This is a genomic window from Pseudomonas sp. GXZC (genome assembly GCF_026967615.1).
Lineage (GTDB): Bacteria > Pseudomonadota > Gammaproteobacteria > Pseudomonadales > Pseudomonadaceae > Aquipseudomonas > Aquipseudomonas azotoformans_A.
This window is the reverse complement of record NZ_CP114115.1, coordinates 6,532,789-6,554,825: the sequence shown is the minus strand read 5'-3', so window position 1 is coordinate 6,554,825 and position 22,037 is coordinate 6,532,789. Positions and strand designations below refer to the sequence as shown.

The window sequence follows — 22,037 nt, the reverse complement described above, 5'->3', positions numbered from 1 at the left end:
ACTGACCTACCGCCATCGCGGGCAAGCCCGCTCCCACACAAGCCCGCTCCGACAAGGAGAGAGCGGGTTACTTAGTAGCGGTAAGCGTGCGGCTTGAACGGACCTTCGACGGTCACGCCGATGTAGTCGGCCTGGGTCTTGGTCAGTTGAGTCACTACGCCGCCAAAGCCGCGGACCATTTCCAGGGCCACTTCTTCGTCGAGTTTCTTCGGCAATACTTCCACGGTCAGGCGCTCGGCTTTCTGGGCAGGCGACAGGTCGGCATACTTCTGGCCGAACAGGAAGATCTGCGCCAGTACCTGGTTGGCGAACGAGCCGTCCATGATGCGGCTTGGGTGGCCAGTGGCGTTGCCGAGGTTAACCAGGCGACCTTCAGCCAGCAGGATCAGGTAGTCGTCGTTCTGCGGGTCGAAATCGCCTGCACCGGTACGGTGAACCTTGTGTACCTGTGGCTTCACTTCTTCCCATGCCCAGTTTTTACGCATGAAAGCGGTGTCGATTTCGTTGTCGAAGTGGCCGATGTTGCAGACAACCGCGCGCTTCTTCAGGGCCTTGAGCATGTTCGCGTCGCAAACATTCACGTTGCCGGTGGTGGTCACGATCAGGTCGATCTTGCCCAGCAGGGCCTTGTCGATGCTGGCTTCAGTGCCGTCGTTCTGGCCGTTGATGAACGGCGAAACCACTTCGAAACCGTCCATGCAGGCTTGCATGGCGCAGATCGGGTCAACTTCGGAGACTTTTACGATCATGCCTTCCTGACGCAGGGACTGGGACGAACCCTTGCCCACGTCACCGTAGCCGATCACCAGGGCTTGCTTGCCCGACAGCAGGTGGTCGGTACCGCGCTTGATGGCATCGTTCAGGCTGTGACGGCAGCCGTACTTGTTGTCGTTCTTGCTCTTGGTCACCGAGTCGTTGACGTTGATGGCCGGGATTTTCAGCTCGCCCTTGGCCAGCATGTCCAGCAGGCGGTGCACGCCAGTGGTGGTTTCTTCGGTCACACCGTGGACGCGGTCCAGGATCTGCGGGTACTTCTTGTGCAGCAGCTCGGTCAGGTCGCCGCCGTCGTCGAGGATCATGTTGGCATCCCATGGCGCGCCATCCTTGAGGATGGTTTGCTCCAGGCACCACTCGTACTCTTCTTCGGTCTCGCCTTTCCAGGCGAATACCGCGATACCGGCAGCGGCGATAGCGGCAGCGGCCTGGTCTTGAGTCGAGAAGATGTTGCACGACGACCAACGTACTTCGGCACCCAGGGCAACCAGGGTTTCGATCAGCACGGCAGTCTGGATGGTCATGTGGATGCAGCCGAGGATCTTGGCGCCTTTGAGCGGCTGCTCAGCGGCGTACTTGCGGCGCAGACCCATCAGGGCAGGCATTTCAGATTCGGCGATAAAGGTTTCGCGACGGCCCCAGGCAGCGAGGGACATGTCGGCGACTTTGTAGTCGTTGAAATCTGCAGGCGTGTTTACAGCGCTCATGAAGAGCCTCCATTCGTAGTGTGCGAATGGGCGCCGTTGTGCGTTTAGTATCCAGCTGGCTAACCAGGCCGGACAACGCCCCATCCGAGCCTGACAGGTTGAACCTGCTGCAGCGCCCCTCGGACAGGTGGCGGGAGAACGGTATCAACTAGAGATGACCGTTTTGAAACGGCGCCGATTATAGCCGTGTGCGCCAGACTTCCCAAGCCTTTCCGTCGGCCATATGAAGATCGCTGATGGGGTTGATAGGCAATGGCGCATAGAGCTTGAGCCCAGGCTCTGCCATGATGTTGCCCATCATTCGGCAAGACGCTTTGGAGTGACCATGAACTTTCACACCCGCAAATGGGTAAAACCCGAAGACCTCAACCCCAACGGCACCCTGTTCGGCGGCAGCCTGCTGCGCTGGATCGACGAAGAGGCGGCGATCTACGCCATCGTCCAACTGGGCAACCAGCGCGTGGTAACCAAGTACATCTCCGAAATCAACTTCGTCAGCGCTTCGCGCCAGGGCGACATCATCGAACTGGGCATTACCGCTACCGAATTTGGTCGCACCTCCATCACCTTGACCTGTGAAGTGCGCAACAAGATCACCCGCAAAAGCATCCTCACGGTAGAGAAAATGGTCTTCGTCAACCTCGGCGAAGATGGTCTGCCCGCGCCCCACGGCCGCACCGAGATCCGGTACGTGAAGGACCAGTTCAAGGACGATAGCCTTCCCGAGTAACCCTGCTGCGCTGTGATTTGCTTTACCAAATCATTCCGCACGGATCTTTCCCAGGCGCTCTCATCACTCAGGACCACACCCTGTAGAGAGAGCCCATGGATGAAAGTGTTTAACTCGATCACCAAGATTCAACCCTCAGTGACTGAAGAGGCGTATGCCCCGACCCAACCAGCGGTGGAGACGCCGCTGGTGGAGGGGTTGGGCGCGCGCAATGTGACACTCATGCGTGATCAGCAGGGACGGGTGGACGTGTTTTTATCGGCACCCCCTGTCACCAGCCTGGTACTCAGCGGCGGTGGCGCCAAGGGCGTTGCTTTCTCGGGGGTGGTGCGGGCACTTGAGGACGCCCAGAAGCTGCAAGGTATCCAATCGATCTCCGGCTCATCTGCCGGCGCCATTTCGGCGGCACTGATTGCCAGTGGCATGGGGGCTGAAGCGTTCGACAAGTTGTCGGATGGTATCGATTTGCCCAGCCTGCTCAATAGCAAAGACGCCGTGACGGCCTGGATGCAGGATGCCAGTACGATACTGGGCAAGCTGGTTGGGCGTTTGCCCGGCGCCGTCGGCAGTACCTCTCAATTGTTGATGACCTTGCTGCCGCGCTTGCAGACCGAGGCACTTCCCCTTGAAGAACTGATTCGCAATGAGTCGCGCCAGTCGATTCTGGGTCATATCGCGCAAACCCCTCGGGAAACCCGCTCGGCGCAAATCATGCGCATTGCTGACAGGTTGAGTGCCGGCGGCGCCCCTACGTTTGGTGATCTTGAGGTGCTGAGTCGGGATATACCTGCGATCAAGCAACTCAACATCACCGGCACCGGTATGTTTGCCGACCGTCCACAGCTGGTGGTGTTCAATGCGAGCCTGACGCCGCAGATGGACATCGCCAGGGCGGCGCATATTTCCGGCGCGTTGCCACTGGTGTTCAAGAGCCCCGTGGAACAAGGTCATGGCTTTCAGGCGTCAGCTGAAAGCACCGCGTTCAAGGATGGTGGCCTGCTGCTCAATACTCCGGCGCCAGGTGTGGTGGATCGGGCGTTTCCCGAGAGCCCCCTGGCCAAGTCCGAGGCGTTGATCGTCAAGTTCGAGTCAGATGCCTCTGGTGAGCGAGCGCGCAGTGGCAGTTTTTTGAGCCACTTGGCAGATCGCATCACGGGCGTTGCGCATTCGGCTGCTGGGGCCTTCCAGGACAAAAAGCTCGAAGCGTTCGCCGAGCAGATCGTGACATTGCCCCTCAAGACTGAAAAAGGCGATTTTCGAGGCCTGCTCACGGGCACGGTCAACTTCACGATGCAGGATGAGCAGAAGCAACACCTGCAAGCGAAGGCGCGCCAGGCGGTAGACGCGCATTTGGAGCGTCGTACCACTGCACTTGAGCACCACGCTTTCCAATCGCTGGATGACGCCGTGTTGGCCATGGACGATTCGATGCTCGCCAGCGTGCAATCGACGCTGCAAAAAGACCCCGCCGCCTCGGATGTACTGATGTTTCGGGAAAGCGCAAAACAGGCGTTGCAAGTCCTGGATGTCGCGATTGCCGAGGCTAACCAGGCACAGGGCGCGCTGGTGTTCACGCCGAGAATCTTATCGGCCCTGCGTAACCTCGACGCCCTGGCCGAGCGGCCTGAGCACATCGATTGGTTGGGACGGCGCCTCAATGTCGCCCGTCAGCCCAACTTTCAGCAGTTGTTGCAAGCGGCGGCCAAGCAGATCGCAGGCGGTGCATCGCCGATGTCCAAGGTCATTGGCCGTGCTGTCGCTGAGATGAGCGTGCGTGATATTGCGACGAAAGCTGAAAACTTCACGCGTGAGGTGATCTACCCGTCGCTGTTCCGACCCGGCCAGCCCGAGTCTAACGTTGAACTGTTGCACCGTGCGGCCCAAGACCTGGCATGGTCCACCACGGCCACCGAATTCAACCGGGTACTCGACACCCTCGTGAACAGTTACAAGGCACGCAACAAGCCTTGGGACAAGGCCTCCAGTTCCACCACCGTGGAGATGGCCAAGGCCTGGAAGCTAAAGGTTTAGTTGCCTGGCCACTGAACAGCCATCGCGGCGGCGTGTCGTAGCTACAGGCACCCCTTGGACTCCGGATAATCATGGCCACCGACGAATCAGGCAAAACCCCCAACCTGTCGCAGGAAGAGCAGCAGGACGTCGACAAAAACCAGCCGCCCCGCGCGGCGGTACTGCATGAAATCATCCGTACCCAGGGCGACCAGGAGTTGGAGCGCAGCGTCGCCGCCTTGTGGTGGTCGGCGTTGGCCGCCGGGTTGACCATGGGACTGTCGCTGATGGCGATGGGGTTGCTCAACTCGCGCCTGCCGGATGGCGAAGCCTTCAAGGTGATCGCCAGCTTCGGTTACTGCGCAGGCTTCCTGGCGGTGATCCTCGCGCGTCAGCAGTTGTTCACCGAAAACACCCTGACGGCCGTTCTACCGGTGATGAGCAAGCCCACCCTGGGCAACGCCGGGCGACTGTTGCGATTATGGACGGTGGTACTGGTCGGCAACCTGTGCGGCACCCTGCTGGTGGCTTATGTGATGTTGCACTTGCCGATTTTCGATACCCGGACAGACCAGGCTTTCCTCGAAATCGGGCGCAAGATCATGGAAAACGACGCCAGCCAGATGTTCGCCAAAGGCATCATCTCCGGCTGGATGATCGCGACCATGGTGTGGATGATCCCGTCGATGGAAAGCGCCAAGATGTTCATCATCATCCTGATCACTTACCTGATGGCGCTGGGGGACTTTACCCATATCGTGGTGGGCTCGGCGGAGGTGTCATACCTGGTGTTTGCCGGCGAACTGGCGTGGAAGGACTTCTGGCTGGTGTTCGCCGGGCCGACGCTGGCGGGCAATATCATTGGCGGCAGCTTTATCTTTGCGCTGATCAGCCATGCGCAGATTCGCAGCGAAAGCAGCCTGCCAGGCAAGAAGGCTGCGGACCCCAGGCATCCGCAGCGGATCGATAAGGATCAGTGAGTATCAGGTGCGGCCTGTGGCTCATCCCGGGTCACGCGCTTGACCAGCTTGCCGATGCTCAACCCCTGCAACAGGATCGACGAAAGCACCACGATGTAGGTGATGCTCAGCAGCAGGTCACGCTCCGGTCCCAGCGGCAGTGCCAGGGCCAACGCTACCGATACACCACCACGCAAACCGCCCCAAGTGAGGATGCGGATGGTGCCGCGTGGCACCGTGCGCCAGCGCCGTAGCAGCAGGATCGCCGGGGCCACCGTCAACAGGCGCGACAGCAGGATTGCCACGGCCAGCAGGCTGGCGGCGAATACGTGCAACCAGTTGAACGGCAAGAGCAGCAGTTCCATGCCGATCAGGGCGAACAGCAGGGCATTGAGCATGTCGTCGAGCAACTCCCAGAAACCGTCCAGGTAGCGGCGGGTCATGTCGTTCATCGCCAACTTGCGGCCCAGGTTGCCGATGATCAGACCGGCGACCACCATCGCAATCGGTGCCGAGACGTGCAGCTCGGTGGCCATCGCCGAGCCGCCGATTACCAGGGCGAGAGTCAGCATCACTTCGATCTGGTGCTGCTCGATGCTCTTGATCATCAGGTAGACCAAGTAGCCGATCAGACCGCCGAATACCACGCCGCCGATGGCTTCATGGGCGAACAGCAGGGCAGTGGCGCCGACGGTCGGGGTTTCGCCCAGCTGTGCGATGCCCAGCAACACGGTGAAGACCACGACTGCGGTGCCGTCGTTGAACAGCGATTCGCCCACGATGGTGGTTTTCAGCGGTTTCGAGGCATTGGCGGTACGCAGCACGCCCAGTACCGCAATCGGGTCGGTGGGTGAAATCAGCGCACCAAATAGCAGGCAGTAAAGGAAGCTCACGTGCCAGCCAAACAGGGCGAAGATGTAATACGCCAAGCTGCCGATCACCACGGTCGCGATCAATACGCCGAAGGTCGCCAGCAGGCCGATGGGCCAGCGGTAGCTGCGCAGGTCGTTCAGATTCACGTGCAGGGCGCCGGCGAACAGCAGGAACGACAGCATCCAGTTCATCAGCAAATCGCCGAAGTCGATCTGGCCGATCAACTGCTGGATACGCTCTTCCAGGCCTGGGTAGCCGAGAACGCTCAAGCCTTGCAGGATCAGCGAAAACACCAGGGCCGTGACCATCACACCGATGGTGGGCGGCAGGCCGATAAAACGGAAATTCACATAGGTGAGCAGGGTGGTGAGGCAAATAAAGGCGGCGACAAGTTCAAGCATCCGGGGTCCTTGGAAGTTGGGTGGCAGTGCAGGGTTGGGTGGATGGACCGCGCCAGTGGCACGATGTTGCAAGGCATTGGATAAAACACCATAGAACCTTTGGGCCAGCCAGGGCTCATAGCGGGTGAGTGCGGTTTGGTATTTTTAGTGCTAAAACTCTAATCGCTGTTTAAAACTACAAAAGGAATGTGTGATGACGGTCGCTTTCTGGTGTGTGTTGATCGCAATTTTTCTACCTTACCTGTGCACAGGTGTGGCCAAGTTCAGCGGCGGCAAGTTCGGCCCACGGCAGAACCACGACCCTCGCGCTTTTCTGGACACCCTTGAAGGGTTTGCCAAGCGTGCCCACAGTGCCCAGCTCAACAGTTTTGAAGTCACGCCGGCCTTCGCGGCGGCGGTGATCATCGCGCACCTGGCCGGTACGGCCGAATTGGTGACCATCAATGTACTGGCGGTGCTGTTTATCACCAGCCGCCTGCTGTACATCATCTGCTACCTGGCGGACTGGGCGATGCTGCGTTCACTGGTGTGGTTCGTGGGGATGGCATTGATTGCGAGTTTCTTCTTTGTCTCGATCTGACGGTTGATAAAGGTCCCTGGGGGAGTGGGCTTGTGTGGTGAGCCCGCTCACCACAGCCCCACTACATTGAGTTGGGCAGAGCGTCTTTAGCTCCCCGCAGGTGCATCCGGGACCTGTGGCAACGCTGCACCCTTTGGCCACAACATCCAGATCTGCCCCTGCTGCTTCATATTCCCCGCCAGTTCACCCGCCGCATCGCCGGTGCCCCAGAACAGATCCGCGCGCACTTCACCCGTGATTGCGCCGCCAGTGTCCTGTGCAGCGACGGGCCGTGCGATTGGCGAACCGTCCGGCTTGGTGGTCGACAGCCACAACAGACTGCCTAACGGAATCACCTTGCGATCCACGGCCACGCTGTAGCCAGCGGTCAATGGCACGTTCAAGGAGCCGCGCGGGCCTTCATTGCTGTCGGGGCGCGCGCTGAAGAACACATAGCTCGGGTTGCTCGCCAGCAGTTCCGGTATGCGCTGCGGGTGCGCCTTGGCCCAGGCGCTGATGGCGCCCATGGTCACGGCTTCTTTCTTCAATTCGCCTTGTTCCACCAGCCAGCGGCCGATAGGACGATAGGGGTAGCCGTTCTGGTCGCCATAACCGACGCGCAGTTGACGCCCACCGGCCAGTTGGATGCGCCCTGAGCCCTGGATTTGCAGGAACTGCAGGTCCATCGGGTCCGTGAGCCAGGCAATCGGCTTCGCGGTGGAGCCCTGGCCGTTGATGGCGCTGGCATCGTCGTAAGGCTTGAGCACACGACCATCCAGGCGACCGCGCAGGCGCTTGCCCTTGAGTTCGGGGTAGATGCTTTCCAGGTTGACGATGATCAGGTCGTCCGGCACGCCGTATACCGGCACGTGGGCGCTGGCGGTTTTAGTCAGGCTGCCGGGGTAGACCGGTTCGTAGTAGCCGGTGATCAAGCCGTTGGGCGTGTTGTCGGCAGAGCGCAGGCCGAACACATCCAGGCGCTCCTTGAGGAAGCCACGCACCGCCGTAGCATTCGCGGGTACGGTCGCGGCGGCTGCACAAGTCGCTCCCCAGATCGGGTCGGCCTTGAGGCGCTGGCAAGCACTGCGCCAGGATTCAAAGCCGGCCAGCAGGTCGCTGTCGGACACCACCGGCAGGGCTTCCCACTGTGCGCTGACATAGGTGGCGATAGCATGGGGCTTCGAAGTTTCATCTTTGGCTGTTTCTTTGCCCGCATCGCAGCCGGCCAGCAGCGCGATCATCGGCAGAGCCCACGCCAGGCGGCGGCTCCAGGGTTTCAACGTGACATGCATACAAACAATTCCTGAAGCGATTGCCCACGCGGTAGTGCAATTGGGCAACCCTTATTATTAATAGGGCTATTGGTCTTTACGGGCGGGGCGAGGATACTGGCCGCCGTTTCCCGTGACCTCGAAGCCACCATGACTTTTAAAAGACTGACCGTTGTATTGCTGGCCTGCCTGACACTGTCCGCCTGTGGCGGCGTAGATCCCAATTCTCCGCTGGGCCAGCGCAAGGCTATCTTTAAGCAGATGCTCAAGACCGGCGAAGACCTGGGCGGCATGCTGCGCGGGCGCATCCCCTTCGACGGCGCTAAATTTGCCGAAGGCGCGGTCAAGCTGGATGCGTTGTCCCATGAGCCGTGGAAGCATTTCCCGAGCGTGCGCGAGGAAGATCACACCAGCGCCAAGGACGATGTCTGGCAGAAACAGGCGCAATTCCAGCAACTGGCCCGCAACCTTGAAGCGGCAACCGGTGAATTGGTGACCATCAGCCAAGTGCAGCCTTATAAGGCCAGCAACCTGGGGCCGGCGGTGCAGAAAGTCGAAGATGCCTGCAGCGCCTGCCATAAACAGTTCCGGGACCACTGACCGGTTTTACTGGTCGAGCTCTTCCACCGCGTCCTGCAGTTCTTTGCGGGACTCGGCGAGTTTGTCCTTACGTTTGTTGATCTTGTCCGCGTCGCCTTTTTTCATGGCCTTGTCGAGGTCGGCCTGACGGCGGCTGACTTCATGCTTGGCATCGAGCACCTTGTTTTCCCGCTCCTTCTTCAAGGACGCGTCGGTGCAGTTGGCGGTGACTTCGCTCAGGGCTTTTTCCAGACCAGCTTGTTGCGCACTGTTGCCGGCGGCCTTGGCCTGCTCGATCTGGGTGCTGATGGCTTGGCGCTTGGCGGCGCAGCCGGTGAGCTGTGGTGCTTGTTCGGCGGCCAGCAACGGTGTGGCCATGAAGCTTGCAACGGTCAGGGCAACGGGGGCTAGAAATTTCATGTGGGGCTCCAAGGTCGCAATCTGGTGGTCGGCTTGGGTTCAGAACCCGTCGATGCCGGCCACGCGTAATGTGTCTGCCAAGGCCTGTACTTGCGGGTCGCGGAAAAAAGCGCTCAATTGCGCCGCGCGGCCCGGGCCGATGCCATCGATGGCCAGCCAGGCCTGGGTGTCTCTCGCGACCAGCGTCTGCCAGTCGCCTTCCAGGTTGTTGCGTGCCGCAGGCGGTACGCCCAAGGCTTTGAGCCATTGAGCAAAGGGCCGTTGCCGCGCGCTGTGGAGACTTTCGATCACGCGTGCGCGGCTGCGATCACCGAAGCCTTCAATGTTAGCAAGCTCTGCCGCTTCCAGGGTTAACCAATCGAGAAAGCCTGCGATTAGACCGGCCTGGATCAATACGTTCCAGGTTTCGCGACCTATATGGGGTAACGCAAGGCCTTGATTGCTGCTCAGCCAGGTGAGGCGCGCGAGTAACTGCTCTTCGCAGCCGGGGTCCAGTTGCCAGCAGCTCAAGGCATGGAAGTCCCGTGGGTCAGGCACTTTCAGGTCTGCCCTGTGGGTGTTTCGCAGGATGACTTCGTCCAGTCGAGGAATCACCTGGCCGGCCAGGCTGATGGATATCTGGTCGCCAGGGCGGATATCCAGCGCTTGCCAACGTTTCAATGAGCCGGCGCTCACCCGGCTGATCTGTCGGTCATCCAGTCGCACCGGTTCCAGCTCCAGCATGGGGGTTATGCGTCCGGTGCGGCCGATCTTGAATTGCACGTTGCGCACCAGTGCCAGGGCCTTGCCTGCCGGGTACTTCCAGGCGGCGGCCCAATAGGGCTCGCTGGCTTGCCAGCGTTCGGCGGGCGCGCGCTGAGCTTGGTGCACCACCACCCCGTCGCTGGCGAATGGCAGTGGGTGGTTGTACCAATAGGCACGCCAGTGCGTGGCTTCGGCGATGTCGCGGATGGGTTGGCTGAAGCGACGACTGTCGGTGAAACCCCAGCGTGCCAGTGTGGCCAGGCGCTCGGTAAAGGAAGCTGGCCCCTTTGGCCACGCCCAAACGAACAGGCCAATGCCGCTGGCATCGGTGTCGCTCAGTTGCAGGCGGTTCATTAGGCCGGCCACTTTGCTGCGGGCATTAAGCCCGCCGTTTGCCGATTGCACATGGCCGTCGAGCCGCCAATAGAGTTCACCTTGCAGCACCAGGTCGATGGGTTCCGGCAACTGTTGGACGATGCCAGGGATCTTGCGTGCGGAGGCGGACCAGTCGTGGCCCATGAGGCCGTCGCCCCGGCTGATGACTTGTCGCAGGCGACCTTGTTGATAGATCAGGGTCACCGCCACGCCGTCCACTTTGGGCTGAATCCAGACATCTTCGCGTGTTCGCAGCCAGGCGCCGACGGCCTGTTCATCCTGCAGTTTCTCAAGGCCCGTATGGGCAATGGGATGAGGCAGGGTGCCGCGTGAACTCGCCAGTGGCTTGTCGGGTCTCGTGGTGGATTCGGGGAAGCATTGGCGCCAGTGGGCCAGGCGCTGGCGTGCCTGGTCATAGAGTTCATCGCTCACGGGGGATTGGTTGAGCCGATGGTAGCTGTCGTCCCAGAGGCGTATCTGTTCGGCCAGGGTGTTGATCTGTGCCCGGGCGGCGTCTGGGCACTCTTCGGCCCACCCGCTGAGAGGTAAAAGGCTGAGTACAAACGCTATCAGTAAAGGCATCGTGAGCATCCTTGCCCGGAAAGGGTGCCCAGCCTAAATGATCCTCTCAGCCACAAAAAAGCCCCGACGCTGCGGGGCTTTTTACTGGGTGTTTCTATTTACTTGAACAGGCCGCCCAAGGCTTTCACGGCGTCGGGCTTATCGGCCTTGGCCTCCTGTGTTTGCTGCTTGGCGTCGGCTTTGGCCTGGGCTTCAGAAAGTTTGTCACAACCTTTGTTGATCTGGTCCTGGGCGGCTTTGAAGGCCTTTACTTTCAAGGTGTCCTTCTGGGCTTCGGCAGCATCGATCTTGGTTTGCAGATCTGCAGCTTGTTTCTGGCAGTCGCCGGAGTTGCCGCCACCCAGTTGGGCGCTTAGGGCGCCGCTCAGTGCGCTCAGGTCCGCGGCGTTAACCGGCAGGGCGAACAGGCTGAGCAGCAGGGCGGCAGGGGCGAGCGTGGAAATGCGCATGAAAAACCTCAATGTTCGATTGCCTGCGCGCTGATGAATCCCGGGCTGGCGCAGGGCAATATCCAAATAAGGTGAAGGGCCCGAGAGGGCGCGGATTCTAAGGGGCCATCATTGGGCCTGCAAGCTTTGGATCCAAAAACTGTGAAGGTCGTCGCGCCATTCAGGCGGCAATAAAAAGCCCCGCCGAATGAACCCGGCAGGGCTTTTGTGTACCGAGAGCGATTACAGGCCGGCGGCAGTCCGCAGGTCGTTGGCGCGGTCGGTCTTTTCCCAGGTGAAAGTGGTGAAGGTATCGTCGCCGACCGTCTTCTGCGCAGGGGTACGACCGAAGTGGCCGTAGGCTGCGGTTTCCTGGTACATCGGGTGCAGCAGGTCGAGCATGGTGGTGATCGCGTAAGGGCGCAGGTCGAAGATCTCACGTACCAGCTTCACGATTTTGTCATCGCTGATCTTGCCAGTGCCGAAGGTATTCAGCGAGATCGACGTAGGCTGGGCCACACCAATCGCGTAGGAAACCTGGATCTCGCAACGCTCGGCCAGGCCGGCAGCGACGATATTCTTGGCCACGTAACGACCGGCATAGGCTGCCGAACGGTCAACCTTGGATGGATCCTTACCGGAGAACGCGCCACCGCCGTGACGGGCCATGCCGCCGTAGCTGTCGACGATGATCTTGCGACCGGTCAGGCCGCAGTCGCCCACCGGGCCGCCGATGATGAACTGGCCAGTCGGGTTGATGTGGAACTGGGTGTCTTTGCTCAGCAGTTCGGCCGGCAGCACGTGCTTGACGATCAGCTCCATCACGCCTTCGCGCAGGTCGGCGTAGGACACGTCCGGGTTGTGCTGGGTCGACAGCACGACAGCGTCGATACCGACAACCTTGCCGCCTTCATAACGACAGGTCACTTGGGACTTGGCGTCCGGACGCAGCCAAGGCAGCAGGCCGCTTTTGCGGGCTTCGGCCTGGCGTTGTACAAGCTGGTGCGAGAAGGTGATCGGTGCAGGCATCAGCACGTCGGTTTCGTTGCTGGCATAGCCGAACATCAGGCCCTGGTCGCCGGCGCCCTGATCTTCAGGCTTGGCACGGTCGACACCTTGGTTGATGTCCGGGGATTGCTTGCCGATGATGTTCATCACGCCGCAGGTCGCGCCGTCGAAGCCAACGTCGGAGCTGGTGTAGCCGATGTCGGTGATCACGTCACGAACGATCTGCTCCAGGTCAACCCAGGCGGTGGTGGTCACTTCGCCAGCGATGATCGCTACACCGGTTTTCACCAGAGTCTCGCACGCCACACGGGCGAACTTGTCTTCAGCAATGATGGCGTCCAGCACCGCGTCAGAAATCTGGTCGGCGATTTTGTCCGGATGCCCTTCAGACACGGACTCGGAGGTGAAAAGGGAGTATTCGCTCATCTCGATGTTTTCCTGATATTTACCGATGGTGAGTGTCGCCAGCCGGCCGCTGAAAATGGCGGACCTGGATCTGGAAACCATTACGTAAACCTACATAGAGGCTTTCCCCGGGAACGAGTCCCGCAGCGGTGGCCCAACGGGCCAGATCATCCTGTTCAAAACCCAACCAGAGATCACCGCAGGCCTCCCTGGCCCAATTCTGGTTGTGGCTGCATAAATCCGTAACCAACAGGCTACCGCCGGGGTGCAGCAGCCCGGCCATTTGCTTGAGGGCGTCGGCGGGGGCGGCGAAATGGTGCAAGACCATGTTCAGCACCACGCAGTCGGCCTTTAAGTTTGTGCCGTTCAGTGCGTCGGCCAGTTGGAGGCTGACGTTGTCCAGCGACTCACGCTCGCAGAGCTGGCGCGCCAGTTCGAGCATCGCCGGGCTGTTGTCCAGCGCGGTGACTTGCTGGAAGCGCCGCGCCAGTTCCGGCAAGAAACCGCCATCGCCTGGGCCGACTTCCAGTGCCGTGGCGTCATCACTGAAGCTCAATTTGTCGAGCAGCGCCAATACGCTGTCGCGGTATTGGGCAAGGCCGGCAATCAAGTCTTGCTGGGCGCGAAACTTCTCGGCAACCCGTGCGAAAAAATCCTGGCTGGCGGCGGCGCGTTGCCCATGCACCTGGCCGATGCGCGACTGTACGTCGCCCGGCAGGTTCAGGTTGTCCACTTCCTCAAGCAGGGCCGCGTGCAGCTTGCCACCCAGCTGTTCGGTATGGGGCAGGGCGCGGCGGTAGAAGATCGCATTGCCTTCACGGCGGGTCGCCACCAGGTCGGCCTGGGCCAGCACCTTTAAGTGGTGGCTCATGCCGGATTGGCCGATGGCAAAGATCTGCGCCAGTTCCAGTACGCCGAAGGAATCGTTGGCCAGTGCGCGCAACACGTTCAAACGCAACGGATCGCCAGCGGCCTTGCACAAGGCTGCCAGTTCATCGCCGTCGTCGGGGCGCAGTGAGGGCATGGGTAGATTCATAAGGCCAGCAGTCTAGTGACGGGTGGAATGCATCGCAAGGGCAATATCAAAAAGTTTTGATATTGATCGATAAGTGGCGGTTATAAGCCGCCGCTATAACCTTTAGACGAATCGGTTAAAGGTTTCTGCAAGGGATTGATGCCCAAAGCACAGGAAAAACGTCCTCAAGTGACTATCTGTCATTGCCCGCAGGCGGTGGCTGAGGGAAAATGCCGGTCCTTTTTTCCGTTTCTTTTCAGCAAACCCCAGGAGATCAGCGATGCCCAGCCGTCGTGAGCGTGCCAACGCCATTCGTGCCCTCAGCATGGATGCCGTGCAAAAAGCCAACAGCGGCCATCCCGGTGCCCCGATGGGCATGGCGGATATCGCCGAGGTGCTTTGGCGTGACTACCTGAAACACAACCCGAGCAACCCGTCGTTTGCCGACCGTGACCGCTTCGTCCTGTCCAACGGCCACGGTTCGATGCTGATCTACTCGCTGCTGCACCTGACCGGCTACGACGTCACCATCGATGACCTGAAAAGTTTCCGTCAACTGCACAGCCGCACCCCGGGCCACCCGGAATTCGGCTACACCCCTGGCGTGGAGACCACCACCGGTCCCCTGGGCCAAGGCCTGGCCAACGCTGTTGGCTTCGCGCTGGCTGAAAAAGTCCTGGGCGCGCAGTTCAATCGCACCGGCCACAACATCGTCGATCACCACACCTATGTGTTCCTGGGTGATGGCTGCATGATGGAAGGTATTTCCCACGAAGTCGCTTCCCTGGCCGGCACCCTGGGCCTGGGCAAGCTGATCGCTTTCTACGATGACAACGGCATCTCCATCGACGGCGAAGTCGAAGGCTGGTTCACCGATGACACCCCGAAGCGTTTCGAAGCCTACAACTGGCAGGTGATCCGCAACGTCGACGGCCACGACCCGGAAGAGATCAAGACCGCCATCGACACCGCCCGCAAGAGCGCGCAGCCGACCCTGATCTGCTGCAAAACCACCATCGGTTTCGGTTCGCCGAACAAGCAGGGCAAAGAAGACTGCCACGGCGCCCCACTGGGTGACGCGGAAATCGCCCTGACCCGTGAAGCCCTGAAGTGGAACCACGGCCCGTTCGAAATTCCGGCCGACATCTACGCCGAATGGGATGCCAAGGAAAAAGGCCTGGCGGCCGAAGCCGAGTGGGACCAGCGTTTCGCGGCCTACTCCGCCGAATTCCCTGAGTTGGCCAACGAGTTGGTACGCCGCCTCGCCGGTGACCTGCCTGCCGACTTCTCGGAAAAAGCCTCGGCCTACATCGCCGAAGTTGCGGCCAAGGGCGAGACCATCGCCAGCCGTAAAGCCAGCCAGAACACCCTGAACGCCTTTGGCCCGCTGCTGCCTGAGATCCTCGGCGGTTCGGCCGACCTGGCCGGTTCCAACCTGACCCTGTGGAAAGGCTGCAAAGGTGTGTCGGCTGAAGACGCCAGCGGCAACTACATGTACTACGGCGTACGTGAGTTCGGCATGAGCGCCATCATGAACGGCGTGTCCCTGCACGGTGGCTTGGTGCCTTACGGCGCGACCTTCCTGATGTTCATGGAATACGCCCGCAACGCTGTACGCATGGCCGCGCTGATGAAGAAACGCGTGATCCATGTGTACACCCACGACTCCATCGGCCTGGGTGAAGACGGCCCGACGCACCAGCCGGTCGAGCAACTGACCAGCCTGCGTACCACGCCGAACCTGGATTGCTGGCGCCCTGCCGATGCGGTGGAATCCGCCGTGGCCTGGAAGCACGCCATCGAGCGTAACGACGGCCCTTCGGCGCTGATCTTCTCGCGTCAGAACCTGCAGCACCAAGTGCGCACCGACGCGCAGATCGCCGACATCAGCCGTGGCGGCTACGTGCTCAAGGACTGCATCGGCGAGCCGGAGCTGATCCTGATCTCCACCGGTTCCGAAGTGGGCCTGACCGTTCAGGCGTACGACAAGCTGACTGCCCAAGGCCGCAACGTACGTGTGGTGTCCATGCCGTGCACCAGCGTGTTCGAAGCCCAGGACGCCGGTTACAAGCAGTCGGTGCTGCCGTTGCAGGTCAGCGCGCGTATCGCCATCGAAGCGGCGCATGCCGACTACTGGTACAAGTACGTGGGCCTGGAAGGCCGCGTGATCGGCATGACCACCTACGGTGAGTCGGCGCCGGCGCCAGCGTTGTTCGAAGAGTTCGGTTTCACCCTGGAAAACATCCTGGGTCAGGCTGAAGAGCTGCTGGAAGACTAAGTCAGTCTGCGTTGTCTGTACTGGCGCTATCGCGGGCAAGCCCGCTCCCACATTTTGATCGCGGTCTAATGTGGGAGCGGGCTTGCCCGCGATAGCGTCAGAACTTTCAACACCGAACTAACCTTGATCGAGAACCCCATGCCTCAACCGCGTCCCTACAAAGTTGCACTCAACGGCTACGGCCGCATTGGTCGTTGCGTCTTGCGTGCTCTGTTCGAGCGGGGGGCGGCGGCCGGGTTTGAAATTGTCGCGATCAATGATTTGGCCGACATGGCCAGCATCGAATACCTGACACGCTTTGACTCCACCCACGGCCGCTTTCCAGGCGAAGTGCGGGTCGAAGGCGATTGTCTGCACATTAATGGCAACTGCGTGCAGGTCCTGCGCAGTGCCACCCCCGAAGGCATCGACTGGAAAGCACTGGGCGTCGACCTGGTGCTGGAATGCTCCGGTGTCTACCACACCCGTGCCGACGGCCAGCGTTTCCTCGACGCCGGCGCACCGCGTGTGCTGTTTTCCCAGCCGATGGCGAGCGAGTCGGACGTCGACGCCACCATCGTCTACGGTATCAACCAGGATTGCCTGACCGGCGCCGAGTTGCTGGTGTCCAACGCCTCCTGCACCACCAACTGCAGCGTGCCGCTGTTGCGCTTGCTGGATCAGGCGATCGGCCTGGACTACGTGTCGATCACCACGATCCACTCGGCGATGAACGACCAGCCGGTCATCGACGCCTATCACCACGAAGACCTGCGCCGCACGCGCTCGGCGTTCCAATCAGTGATTCCGGTGTCCACCGGCCTGGCGCGCGGCATCGAGCGATTGCTGCCGGAACTTGCCGGGCGAATCCAGGCCAAAGCCGTACGGGTGCCGACGGTGAACGTGTCCTGTTTGGACATCACCATGCAAACCGTCAGCGACACGGATGCGACGGAGGTCAACCGGATCCTGCGCGACGCCGCCACCAGCGGTCCGCTCAAGGGCCTTTTGGCCTACACCGAATTGCCCCACGCCAGTTGTGATTTCAACCACGACCCGCATTCGGCGATTGTCGATGCCAGCCAGACCCGCGTTTCCGGCCCAAGGCTGGTGAACATCCTGGCCTGGTTCGACAACGAATGGGGCTTTGCCAACCGAATGCTGGATGTTGCGGAACATTATCTGCACATCGCCTCTAAACAACCTCAACAGTAATTCAGGAACTGCGACCCATGACCGTGTTGAAGATGACCGACCTCGATCTGCAAGGTAAGCGCGTACTGATCCGCGAAGACCTCAACGTCCCAGTCAAGGACGGTGTTGTCACCAGCGATGCGCGAATCCTGGCCTCGCTGCCGACCATCAAGCTGGCCCTGGAAAAAGGCGCGGCCGTGATGGTCTGCTCCCACTTGGGTCGTCCGACCGAAGGTGAGTTCTCCGCCGAAAACAGCCTCAAGCCTGTTGCCGATTACCTCAGCAAAGCCCTGGGTCGCGACGTGCCGCTGGTGGCTGACTACCTGGGTGGCGTTGACGTTAAAGCCGGCGACATCGTGCTGTTCGAAAACGTGCGCTTCAACAAGGGCGAGAAAAAGAACAGCGACGAACTGGCCCAGCAGTATGCGGCGCTGTGTGACGTGTTCGTGATGGACGCGTTCGGCACCGCTCACCGCGCCGAAGGCTCGACCCACGGCGTGGCCAAGTTCGCCAAGGTTGCCGCTGCCGGTCCATTGCTGGCCGCTGAACTGGACGCACTGGGCAAGGCGTTGGGCGCTCCAGCCCAGCCAATGGCCGCCATCGTCGCTGGCTCCAAGGTGTCTACCAAGCTGGACGTGCTCAACAGCCTGAGCCAGATCTGCAACCAGCTGATCGTCGGCGGCGGTATCGCCAACACCTTCCTGGCCGCCGCCGGTCACCCGGTGGGCAAATCGCTGTACGAGCCGGACCTGCTCGACACCGCCCGTGCCATCGCCGCCAAAGTCAGCGTGCCATTGCCGGTCGACGTGGTGGTCGCCAAGGAATTTGCCGAAAGCGCCGAAGCCACCGTCAAGCTGATCGCTGATGTGGCCGCCGACGACATGATCCTGGATATCGGCCCGCAAACCGCGGCCAACTTCGCCGAATTGCTGAAAGCCTCCCAGACCATCCTGTGGAACGGTCCGGTGGGTGTGTTCGAGTTCGACCAGTTCGGCAACGGCACCAAAGTGCTGGCCAAAGCCATCGCTGAAAGCTCGGCGTTCTCCATCGCGGGCGGTGGCGACACCCTGGCGGCCATCGATAAATATGGCGTTGCTGACCAAATCTCCTACATTTCTACCGGTGGCGGCGCGTTCCTCGAATTCGTCGAAGGCAAAGTACTGCCCGCCGTGGAAGTGCTGGAAACCCGAGCCAAAGGCTGAGGCTCGTGATCCGGAAAAGGAGTGTTCCCATGATCAAGTCGTTGGCAATGGTGATCGCAGCGGGCCTGTTGGCCGGCTGCGGCAGCACGCCAAACGCAGAGCCGGACGCTGGCAAGCCTGCAGCGCAGCAAAAAAAGAGCTGCTACCAGGCGGACTGGCAAGCCGAGACCATGCCGGTGATCAACAAGCGCATCGGCAATGAACGGCTGGAGAAATACGACGCCGCGCCCAACGGTCAGGAACAGGGTTGCCCTTGACGGGTCTGATCAACTGGCGGCCATCGGTCGCCTCACGAGGATTGGCAATGAAAGGCGTTTTCGCCCTGGCAGCCCTGGCCCTGTTGGCCGGCTGCAGCAGCATGAACATGTTCAGCAACAAGGCAGAAACTGCCGACAAGTGGACCACCTGGACCTGCGACAGCAAGGCTGAGGTCAACTGGCGTTTCGCCAACCCGGCTAAATCTGAAGTCGATGTGCGCCTCGGCGGCTCCGATCAGGTTTACCGCTTGAAACAGGACGTCGCTGCGTCGGGCGTGCTGTACGCCAACGACCAATTGGCGTTTCACACAAAAGGTGAGGAAGGCCTGGTTTACTGGGTTGCCACCGATGATTTGATCGGGCGCGGCTGCAAAGCGCAGTAAGCCTGACAGCAATAACGATTCAGCAGGCCAGGCCTACAAACCCTGACCGGCAATAACTTGAATAGCAGCCGCCGCTACGGCAGGCTTGCACGATTAACGACCCTCGACCGGGAGAGACAACACAATGGCACTTATCAGCATGCGTCAAATGCTGGACCACGCAGCCGAGTTCGGCTACGGCGTCCCAGCCTTTAACGTCAACAACCTTGAGCAGATGCGCGCCATCATGGAAGCCGCTGACAAGACTGACTCCCCCGTGATCGTCCAGGCTTCGGCCGGTGCGCGCAAATACGCCGGTGCCCCGTTCCTGCGTCACCTGATCCTCGCCGCAATCGAAGAATTCCCGCACATCCCGGTGTGCATGCACCAGGACCACGGCACCAGCCCGGACGTGTGCCAGCGCTCCATCCAACTGGGCTTCAGCTCGGTGATGATGGACGGCTCCCTCGGCGAAGACGGCAAGACCCCAACCGACTACGAGTACAACGTACGCGTGACCCAACAAACCGTGGCCATGGCCCACGCCTGCGGCGTATCGGTTGAAGGCGAGCTGGGCTGCCTGGGTTCCCTGGAAACCGGCATGGCCGGCGAAGAAGACGGCATCGGCGCCGAAGGCGTGCTGGATCACAGCCAAATGCTGACCGACCCGGAAGAAGCCGCCGACTTCGTCAAGAAGACCCAAGTCGACGCCCTGGCCATCGCCATCGGCACCAGCCACGGCGCCTACAAGTTCACCAAGCCGCCTACCGGCGACGTACTGGCCATCGACCGCATCAAGGAAATCCACAAACGCATCCCCAACACCCACCTGGTGATGCACGGTTCTTCCTCGGTGCCGCAAGAGTGGCTGGCGATCATCAACCAGTACGGCGGTGACATCAAAGAAACCTACGGCGTACCGGTTGAAGAAATCGTCGAAGGCATCAAGTACGGCGTGCGCAAGGTCAACATCGACACCGACCTGCGCCTGGCATCCACCGGTGCGATGCGTCGCCTGATGGCCACCAACCCGAGCGAGTTCGACCCGCGTAAATTCTTCGGCGCGACCGTGACGGCGATGCGTGATGTGTGTATCGCTCGCTACGAAGCCTTCGGTACTGCGGGTAATGCTTCGAAGATCAAGCCGATCTCGTTGGAAGCGATGTACCAGCGTTATTTGAAAGGTGAGTTGAACGCTAAGGTGAACTAAGCCTTAGGTGTTTAAAAAGAAGCCCGCAGAGATGCGGGCTTCTTTTTGCCTTAAATTTGATCAGGCGGCATTGGGCTTATCAAAACCACGATGTTCGATCACGCGAAACACATCACTGACGTCCTGCACCAGAATGCGCGCCGTGTTCGTCACATTGTTCAGGTCGCGCTCGGCAAAGTCCGGCAGGCTGGTGCAGGCCATCAGGTTGAGGTGTTCGAGGGCGGCGTTGAGGCGTTCGCGCAGGCAGGCGTGAAGGTCCAGCAATGGGGCGTTGCTGTCGATCAGTAGGACGGGGTTGTCGGTAGCGTTTTCGGTGCACGGGTAGAAACGGCAGGGCGGTAGTTGGTTCTTCACGGCAAATCCTTAACTCAAGAGAAGAATGGCCACCGTTTGCTGCGAAACAAATAGGGTGGCAGCTGTGCGCGGGTTCGCAGACCGAGGAGTTAAGACCCGGCAGACCCGAAGGTCTCCCACGCACAACCGCCATAACAAAGACGGCCGTCGGCAAGAATACCGGGGCTGCTTTAACGGTTGTGGTTTTAACTCTGAAGGGCTGCGAAACCCTATCGCCGTTCAATGCCGGCGACGGGGCGAACTATAAGCGTGGCCCTGGCTCACCGCAACGGCCCTGTAGGACGCCGTACCCCTGTGGGAGCCGGGCTTGCCCGCGATGGCGGTGGGCCAGTCACAGAATCTGTTGCCTGATACACCGCCATCGCGGGCAAGCCCGGCTCCCACAGGGATCATTGGCGTGTTCAAAAAGGTGATTGATCTCTGGCTCGTTCGGATAAGGCCTACACGATAGTGAGCGATGCTCAGTCGTGATCAATATCCAACTTCGCAAACGTCACCCGCGCGCCTTCCTTGCTGTCCCCGCTGTTGTCCTGCACATAGGCGCCTGCCTTGAAGTACAGCGGCTTCGCGCCCCACGCCGCGCCAATGCGCTCATTCCACTCCCCGTCCGCCGCATACACACTGAGCAGCCCGGCTTTGTTGAGGTTGATCACGTAGGTGAAGCTCTTTTCCAGCGGCACATTTGACGCCACGATGATCACCCGCCCTTCACCATCATCCGGTCGCATGCGCACCTTGGCGACGATATTCCCGGTCTGGGTTTTTTCCTTGAATTGATACTCCAGCTTGATCAGTGGTTTCTGGCTGTCATAGGCATGAATCTGCCCAATCACGATCTTGCCGCTGGACGGCACCTGATTGACCTCTAACGTGGCGCGCAGAAAGTTGTCCGCATCCGGGTAGGTCCAGTTACGCAGGCGCCCATCGGCAAAGGTCTCACGCAGTTCACTGCGCGGGTACACAGCGTTTTCGGTGCGGGTGCCGGTCACGGGGGTCCAGAATTGCACGCTGCTGCCTTCGGCCTGGAAGTATTGGTCGTTGAAGCCGCTCATCAGTCTGGGGGTTTCGATGGTCGCGGGCGGGGAGCCGACCGGGATGCTGAGGTTCCAAGTGGATAGGTCGATCATGGCGTAGGCCTTTTTACAGAGGGGTGTAGGCTAAGGCCCTTGGGCCAGACAGGTTCTTTATAGGTGGTGTTAACCGTCTTGTTAAACGTTTGCTGGCAATTTATTGGCGTCAAGCAAGTGTCAAAAAGCCATGTTTCCCATGATCCGTGGGCTCCAGGCATTGACCGTTAGTCGGCTTCCTGAAAATTGGCGCAATGATGGCACTGCCATTACTTCTGATTTTCCGGAACCGGG

The 22,037-nt window shown here is 60.3% G+C and carries 21 protein-coding genes and 1 riboswitch; of the genes, 11 read left to right on the top strand and 10 right to left on the bottom strand.

Annotation, left to right across the window (positions count from 1 at the left end; genetic code table 11):
• Positions 1 to 71: 71 nt before the first annotated feature.
• The gene (gene ahcY, locus OZ428_RS31000) at positions 72 to 1,481 is read right to left on the bottom strand and encodes an adenosylhomocysteinase (RefSeq protein WP_016977735.1); all 1,410 of its coding nucleotides are present in this window, start codon (positions 1,479 to 1,481) and stop codon (positions 72 to 74) included.
• Between the two features lie 21 nt (positions 1,482 to 1,502).
• A riboswitch (S-adenosyl-L-homocysteine riboswitch) is annotated at positions 1,503 to 1,608 on the bottom strand.
• A gap of 198 nt (positions 1,609 to 1,806) precedes the next feature.
• Here ahcY and OZ428_RS30995 point away from each other — a divergent pair.
• The 3 genes from OZ428_RS30995 to OZ428_RS30985 all read left to right on the top strand — a co-directional run bounded on the left by OZ428_RS30995 (position 1,807) and on the right by OZ428_RS30985 (position 5,201).
• Positions 1,807 to 2,211: an acyl-CoA thioesterase gene (locus OZ428_RS30995; protein WP_010207175.1), complete on the top strand. Its 405-nt coding sequence runs from the start codon at positions 1,807 to 1,809 to the stop codon at positions 2,209 to 2,211.
• Positions 2,212 to 2,310: 99 nt separating this feature from the next.
• Positions 2,311 to 4,242: a patatin-like phospholipase family protein gene (locus OZ428_RS30990; RefSeq protein WP_269132217.1), complete on the top strand. Its 1,932-nt coding sequence runs from the start codon at positions 2,311 to 2,313 to the stop codon at positions 4,240 to 4,242.
• Positions 4,243 to 4,313: 71 nt separating this feature from the next.
• A complete protein-coding gene (locus tag OZ428_RS30985) occupies positions 4,314 to 5,201 on the top strand; it encodes a formate/nitrite transporter family protein (RefSeq protein ID WP_033897122.1) in 888 nt (295 codons plus the stop codon).
• Here OZ428_RS30985 and OZ428_RS30980 read toward each other — a convergent pair.
• Entirely contained in the window at positions 5,195 to 6,454 is a 1,260-nt protein-coding gene (locus OZ428_RS30980; RefSeq protein WP_033897106.1) for a cation:proton antiporter, read from the bottom strand. The genes OZ428_RS30985 and OZ428_RS30980 overlap by 7 nt on opposite strands.
• 193 nt (positions 6,455 to 6,647) lie before the next feature.
• Between OZ428_RS30980 and OZ428_RS30975 the strand changes: the two genes are divergently transcribed.
• Complete coding sequence (locus tag OZ428_RS30975; RefSeq protein WP_010207167.1) at positions 6,648 to 7,034, top strand: MAPEG family protein; 387 nt, start codon at positions 6,648 to 6,650, stop codon at positions 7,032 to 7,034.
• A gap of 86 nt (positions 7,035 to 7,120) precedes the next feature.
• Here the strand turns inward: OZ428_RS30975 and mltA are convergent, their stop codons facing one another.
• Positions 7,121 to 8,305 (bottom strand): murein transglycosylase A, encoded by a 1,185-nt coding sequence (gene mltA, locus OZ428_RS30970; RefSeq protein WP_269132216.1) that lies wholly within the window; start codon positions 8,303 to 8,305, stop codon positions 7,121 to 7,123.
• A 129-nt stretch (positions 8,306 to 8,434) separates the two neighbouring features.
• On the opposite strand from mltA, the gene OZ428_RS30965 reads away from it, so the two are divergent.
• Positions 8,435 to 8,884, top strand: coding sequence for a c-type cytochrome (locus tag OZ428_RS30965; protein ID WP_133075434.1), 450 nt, complete (start codon positions 8,435 to 8,437; stop codon positions 8,882 to 8,884).
• Between the two features lie 6 nt (positions 8,885 to 8,890).
• Here OZ428_RS30965 and OZ428_RS30960 read toward each other — a convergent pair whose 3' ends face one another.
• The 5 genes from OZ428_RS30960 to OZ428_RS30940 form a co-directional block, all read right to left on the bottom strand.
• On the bottom strand, positions 8,891 to 9,283 hold the full coding sequence (locus OZ428_RS30960) for a DUF1090 domain-containing protein (RefSeq protein WP_033897111.1): 393 nt from the start codon (positions 9,281 to 9,283) through the stop codon (positions 8,891 to 8,893).
• Between the two features lie 39 nt (positions 9,284 to 9,322).
• Complete coding sequence (ligB, locus tag OZ428_RS30955) at positions 9,323 to 10,984, bottom strand: NAD-dependent DNA ligase LigB (RefSeq protein WP_269132215.1); 1,662 nt, start codon at positions 10,982 to 10,984, stop codon at positions 9,323 to 9,325.
• A 98-nt stretch (positions 10,985 to 11,082) separates the two neighbouring features.
• A complete protein-coding gene (locus OZ428_RS30950) occupies positions 11,083 to 11,433 on the bottom strand; it encodes a DUF1090 family protein (RefSeq protein ID WP_033897113.1) in 351 nt (116 codons plus the stop codon).
• Positions 11,434 to 11,655: 222 nt separating this feature from the next.
• Positions 11,656 to 12,846, bottom strand: a complete 1,191-nt coding sequence (gene metK, locus OZ428_RS30945) for a methionine adenosyltransferase (RefSeq protein WP_028618258.1) — start codon at positions 12,844 to 12,846, stop codon at positions 11,656 to 11,658.
• A 19-nt stretch (positions 12,847 to 12,865) separates the two neighbouring features.
• On the bottom strand, positions 12,866 to 13,861 hold the full coding sequence (locus OZ428_RS30940; RefSeq protein WP_269132214.1) for an ArsR/SmtB family transcription factor: 996 nt from the start codon (positions 13,859 to 13,861) through the stop codon (positions 12,866 to 12,868).
• A 259-nt stretch (positions 13,862 to 14,120) separates the two neighbouring features.
• Here OZ428_RS30940 and tkt point away from each other — a divergent pair, with 259 nt between their 5' ends.
• From tkt to fba, 6 genes are all read left to right on the top strand, one after another.
• On the top strand, positions 14,121 to 16,118 hold the full coding sequence (tkt, locus tag OZ428_RS30935; protein ID WP_269132213.1) for a transketolase: 1,998 nt from the start codon (positions 14,121 to 14,123) through the stop codon (positions 16,116 to 16,118).
• 138 nt (positions 16,119 to 16,256) lie between these two features.
• Positions 16,257 to 17,312: an erythrose-4-phosphate dehydrogenase gene (gene epd, locus OZ428_RS30930; RefSeq protein WP_269132212.1), complete on the top strand. Its 1,056-nt coding sequence runs from the start codon at positions 16,257 to 16,259 to the stop codon at positions 17,310 to 17,312.
• Between the two features lie 17 nt (positions 17,313 to 17,329).
• On the top strand, positions 17,330 to 18,493 hold the full coding sequence (locus OZ428_RS30925; RefSeq protein WP_025857657.1) for a phosphoglycerate kinase: 1,164 nt from the start codon (positions 17,330 to 17,332) through the stop codon (positions 18,491 to 18,493).
• 29 nt (positions 18,494 to 18,522) lie between these two features.
• Positions 18,523 to 18,750, top strand: coding sequence for a hypothetical protein (locus tag OZ428_RS30920; RefSeq protein WP_016977755.1), 228 nt, complete (start codon positions 18,523 to 18,525; stop codon positions 18,748 to 18,750).
• A gap of 47 nt (positions 18,751 to 18,797) precedes the next feature.
• Positions 18,798 to 19,133 carry an MliC family protein gene (locus tag OZ428_RS30915; RefSeq protein WP_177110272.1) on the top strand — a complete coding sequence of 112 codons (336 nt, stop codon included), beginning with the start codon at positions 18,798 to 18,800 and terminating at the stop codon, positions 19,131 to 19,133.
• A 124-nt stretch (positions 19,134 to 19,257) separates the two neighbouring features.
• The gene (gene fba, locus OZ428_RS30910; protein WP_003177554.1) at positions 19,258 to 20,322 is read left to right on the top strand and encodes a class II fructose-bisphosphate aldolase; all 1,065 of its coding nucleotides are present in this window, start codon (positions 19,258 to 19,260) and stop codon (positions 20,320 to 20,322) included.
• 60 nt (positions 20,323 to 20,382) lie between these two features.
• On the opposite strand, the gene OZ428_RS30905 is transcribed toward fba, so the two are convergent.
• Both OZ428_RS30905 and OZ428_RS30900 read right to left on the bottom strand, forming a co-directional pair.
• Positions 20,383 to 20,676: a fructose-bisphosphate aldolase gene (locus OZ428_RS30905; RefSeq protein ID WP_269132211.1), complete on the bottom strand. Its 294-nt coding sequence runs from the start codon at positions 20,674 to 20,676 to the stop codon at positions 20,383 to 20,385.
• 461 nt (positions 20,677 to 21,137) lie between these two features.
• Positions 21,138 to 21,803: a polysaccharide lyase family 7 protein gene (locus OZ428_RS30900; protein ID WP_133075429.1), complete on the bottom strand. Its 666-nt coding sequence runs from the start codon at positions 21,801 to 21,803 to the stop codon at positions 21,138 to 21,140.
• Positions 21,804 to 22,037: the final 234 nt, after the last annotated feature.

What these genes read in the sequence shown, in the direction of transcription:
- mltA (WP_269132216.1), bottom strand. Translation starts at nt 8,305, where the DNA reads ATGCATGTCACGTTGAAACCCTGGAGCCGCCGCCTGGCGTGGGCTCTG.
- ahcY (WP_016977735.1), bottom strand. Translation starts at nt 1,481, where the DNA reads ATGAGCGCTGTAAACACGCCTGCAGATTTCAACGACTACAAAGTCGCC.
- ligB (WP_269132215.1), bottom strand. Translation starts at nt 10,984, where the DNA reads ATGCCTTTACTGATAGCGTTTGTACTCAGCCTTTTACCTCTCAGCGGG.
- OZ428_RS30995 (WP_010207175.1), top strand. Translation starts at nt 1,807, where the DNA reads ATGAACTTTCACACCCGCAAATGGGTAAAACCCGAAGACCTCAACCCC.
- OZ428_RS30940 (WP_269132214.1), bottom strand. Translation starts at nt 13,861, where the DNA reads ATGAATCTACCCATGCCCTCACTGCGCCCCGACGACGGCGATGAACTG.
- OZ428_RS30960 (WP_033897111.1), bottom strand. Translation starts at nt 9,283, where the DNA reads ATGAAATTTCTAGCCCCCGTTGCCCTGACCGTTGCAAGCTTCATGGCC.
- OZ428_RS30950 (WP_033897113.1), bottom strand. Translation starts at nt 11,433, where the DNA reads ATGCGCATTTCCACGCTCGCCCCTGCCGCCCTGCTGCTCAGCCTGTTC.
- fba (WP_003177554.1), top strand. Translation starts at nt 19,258, where the DNA reads ATGGCACTTATCAGCATGCGTCAAATGCTGGACCACGCAGCCGAGTTC.
- metK (WP_028618258.1), bottom strand. Translation starts at nt 12,846, where the DNA reads ATGAGCGAATACTCCCTTTTCACCTCCGAGTCCGTGTCTGAAGGGCAT.
- OZ428_RS30915 (WP_177110272.1), top strand. Translation starts at nt 18,798, where the DNA reads ATGAAAGGCGTTTTCGCCCTGGCAGCCCTGGCCCTGTTGGCCGGCTGC.
- OZ428_RS30900 (WP_133075429.1), bottom strand. Translation starts at nt 21,803, where the DNA reads ATGATCGACCTATCCACTTGGAACCTCAGCATCCCGGTCGGCTCCCCG.
- OZ428_RS30965 (WP_133075434.1), top strand. Translation starts at nt 8,435, where the DNA reads ATGACTTTTAAAAGACTGACCGTTGTATTGCTGGCCTGCCTGACACTG.
- epd (WP_269132212.1), top strand. Translation starts at nt 16,257, where the DNA reads ATGCCTCAACCGCGTCCCTACAAAGTTGCACTCAACGGCTACGGCCGC.
- OZ428_RS30920 (WP_016977755.1), top strand. Translation starts at nt 18,523, where the DNA reads ATGATCAAGTCGTTGGCAATGGTGATCGCAGCGGGCCTGTTGGCCGGC.
- OZ428_RS30975 (WP_010207167.1), top strand. Translation starts at nt 6,648, where the DNA reads ATGACGGTCGCTTTCTGGTGTGTGTTGATCGCAATTTTTCTACCTTAC.
- OZ428_RS30980 (WP_033897106.1), bottom strand. Translation starts at nt 6,454, where the DNA reads ATGCTTGAACTTGTCGCCGCCTTTATTTGCCTCACCACCCTGCTCACC.
- OZ428_RS30990 (WP_269132217.1), top strand. Translation starts at nt 2,311, where the DNA reads ATGAAAGTGTTTAACTCGATCACCAAGATTCAACCCTCAGTGACTGAA.
- tkt (WP_269132213.1), top strand. Translation starts at nt 14,121, where the DNA reads ATGCCCAGCCGTCGTGAGCGTGCCAACGCCATTCGTGCCCTCAGCATG.
- OZ428_RS30925 (WP_025857657.1), top strand. Translation starts at nt 17,330, where the DNA reads ATGACCGTGTTGAAGATGACCGACCTCGATCTGCAAGGTAAGCGCGTA.
- OZ428_RS30985 (WP_033897122.1), top strand. Translation starts at nt 4,314, where the DNA reads ATGGCCACCGACGAATCAGGCAAAACCCCCAACCTGTCGCAGGAAGAG.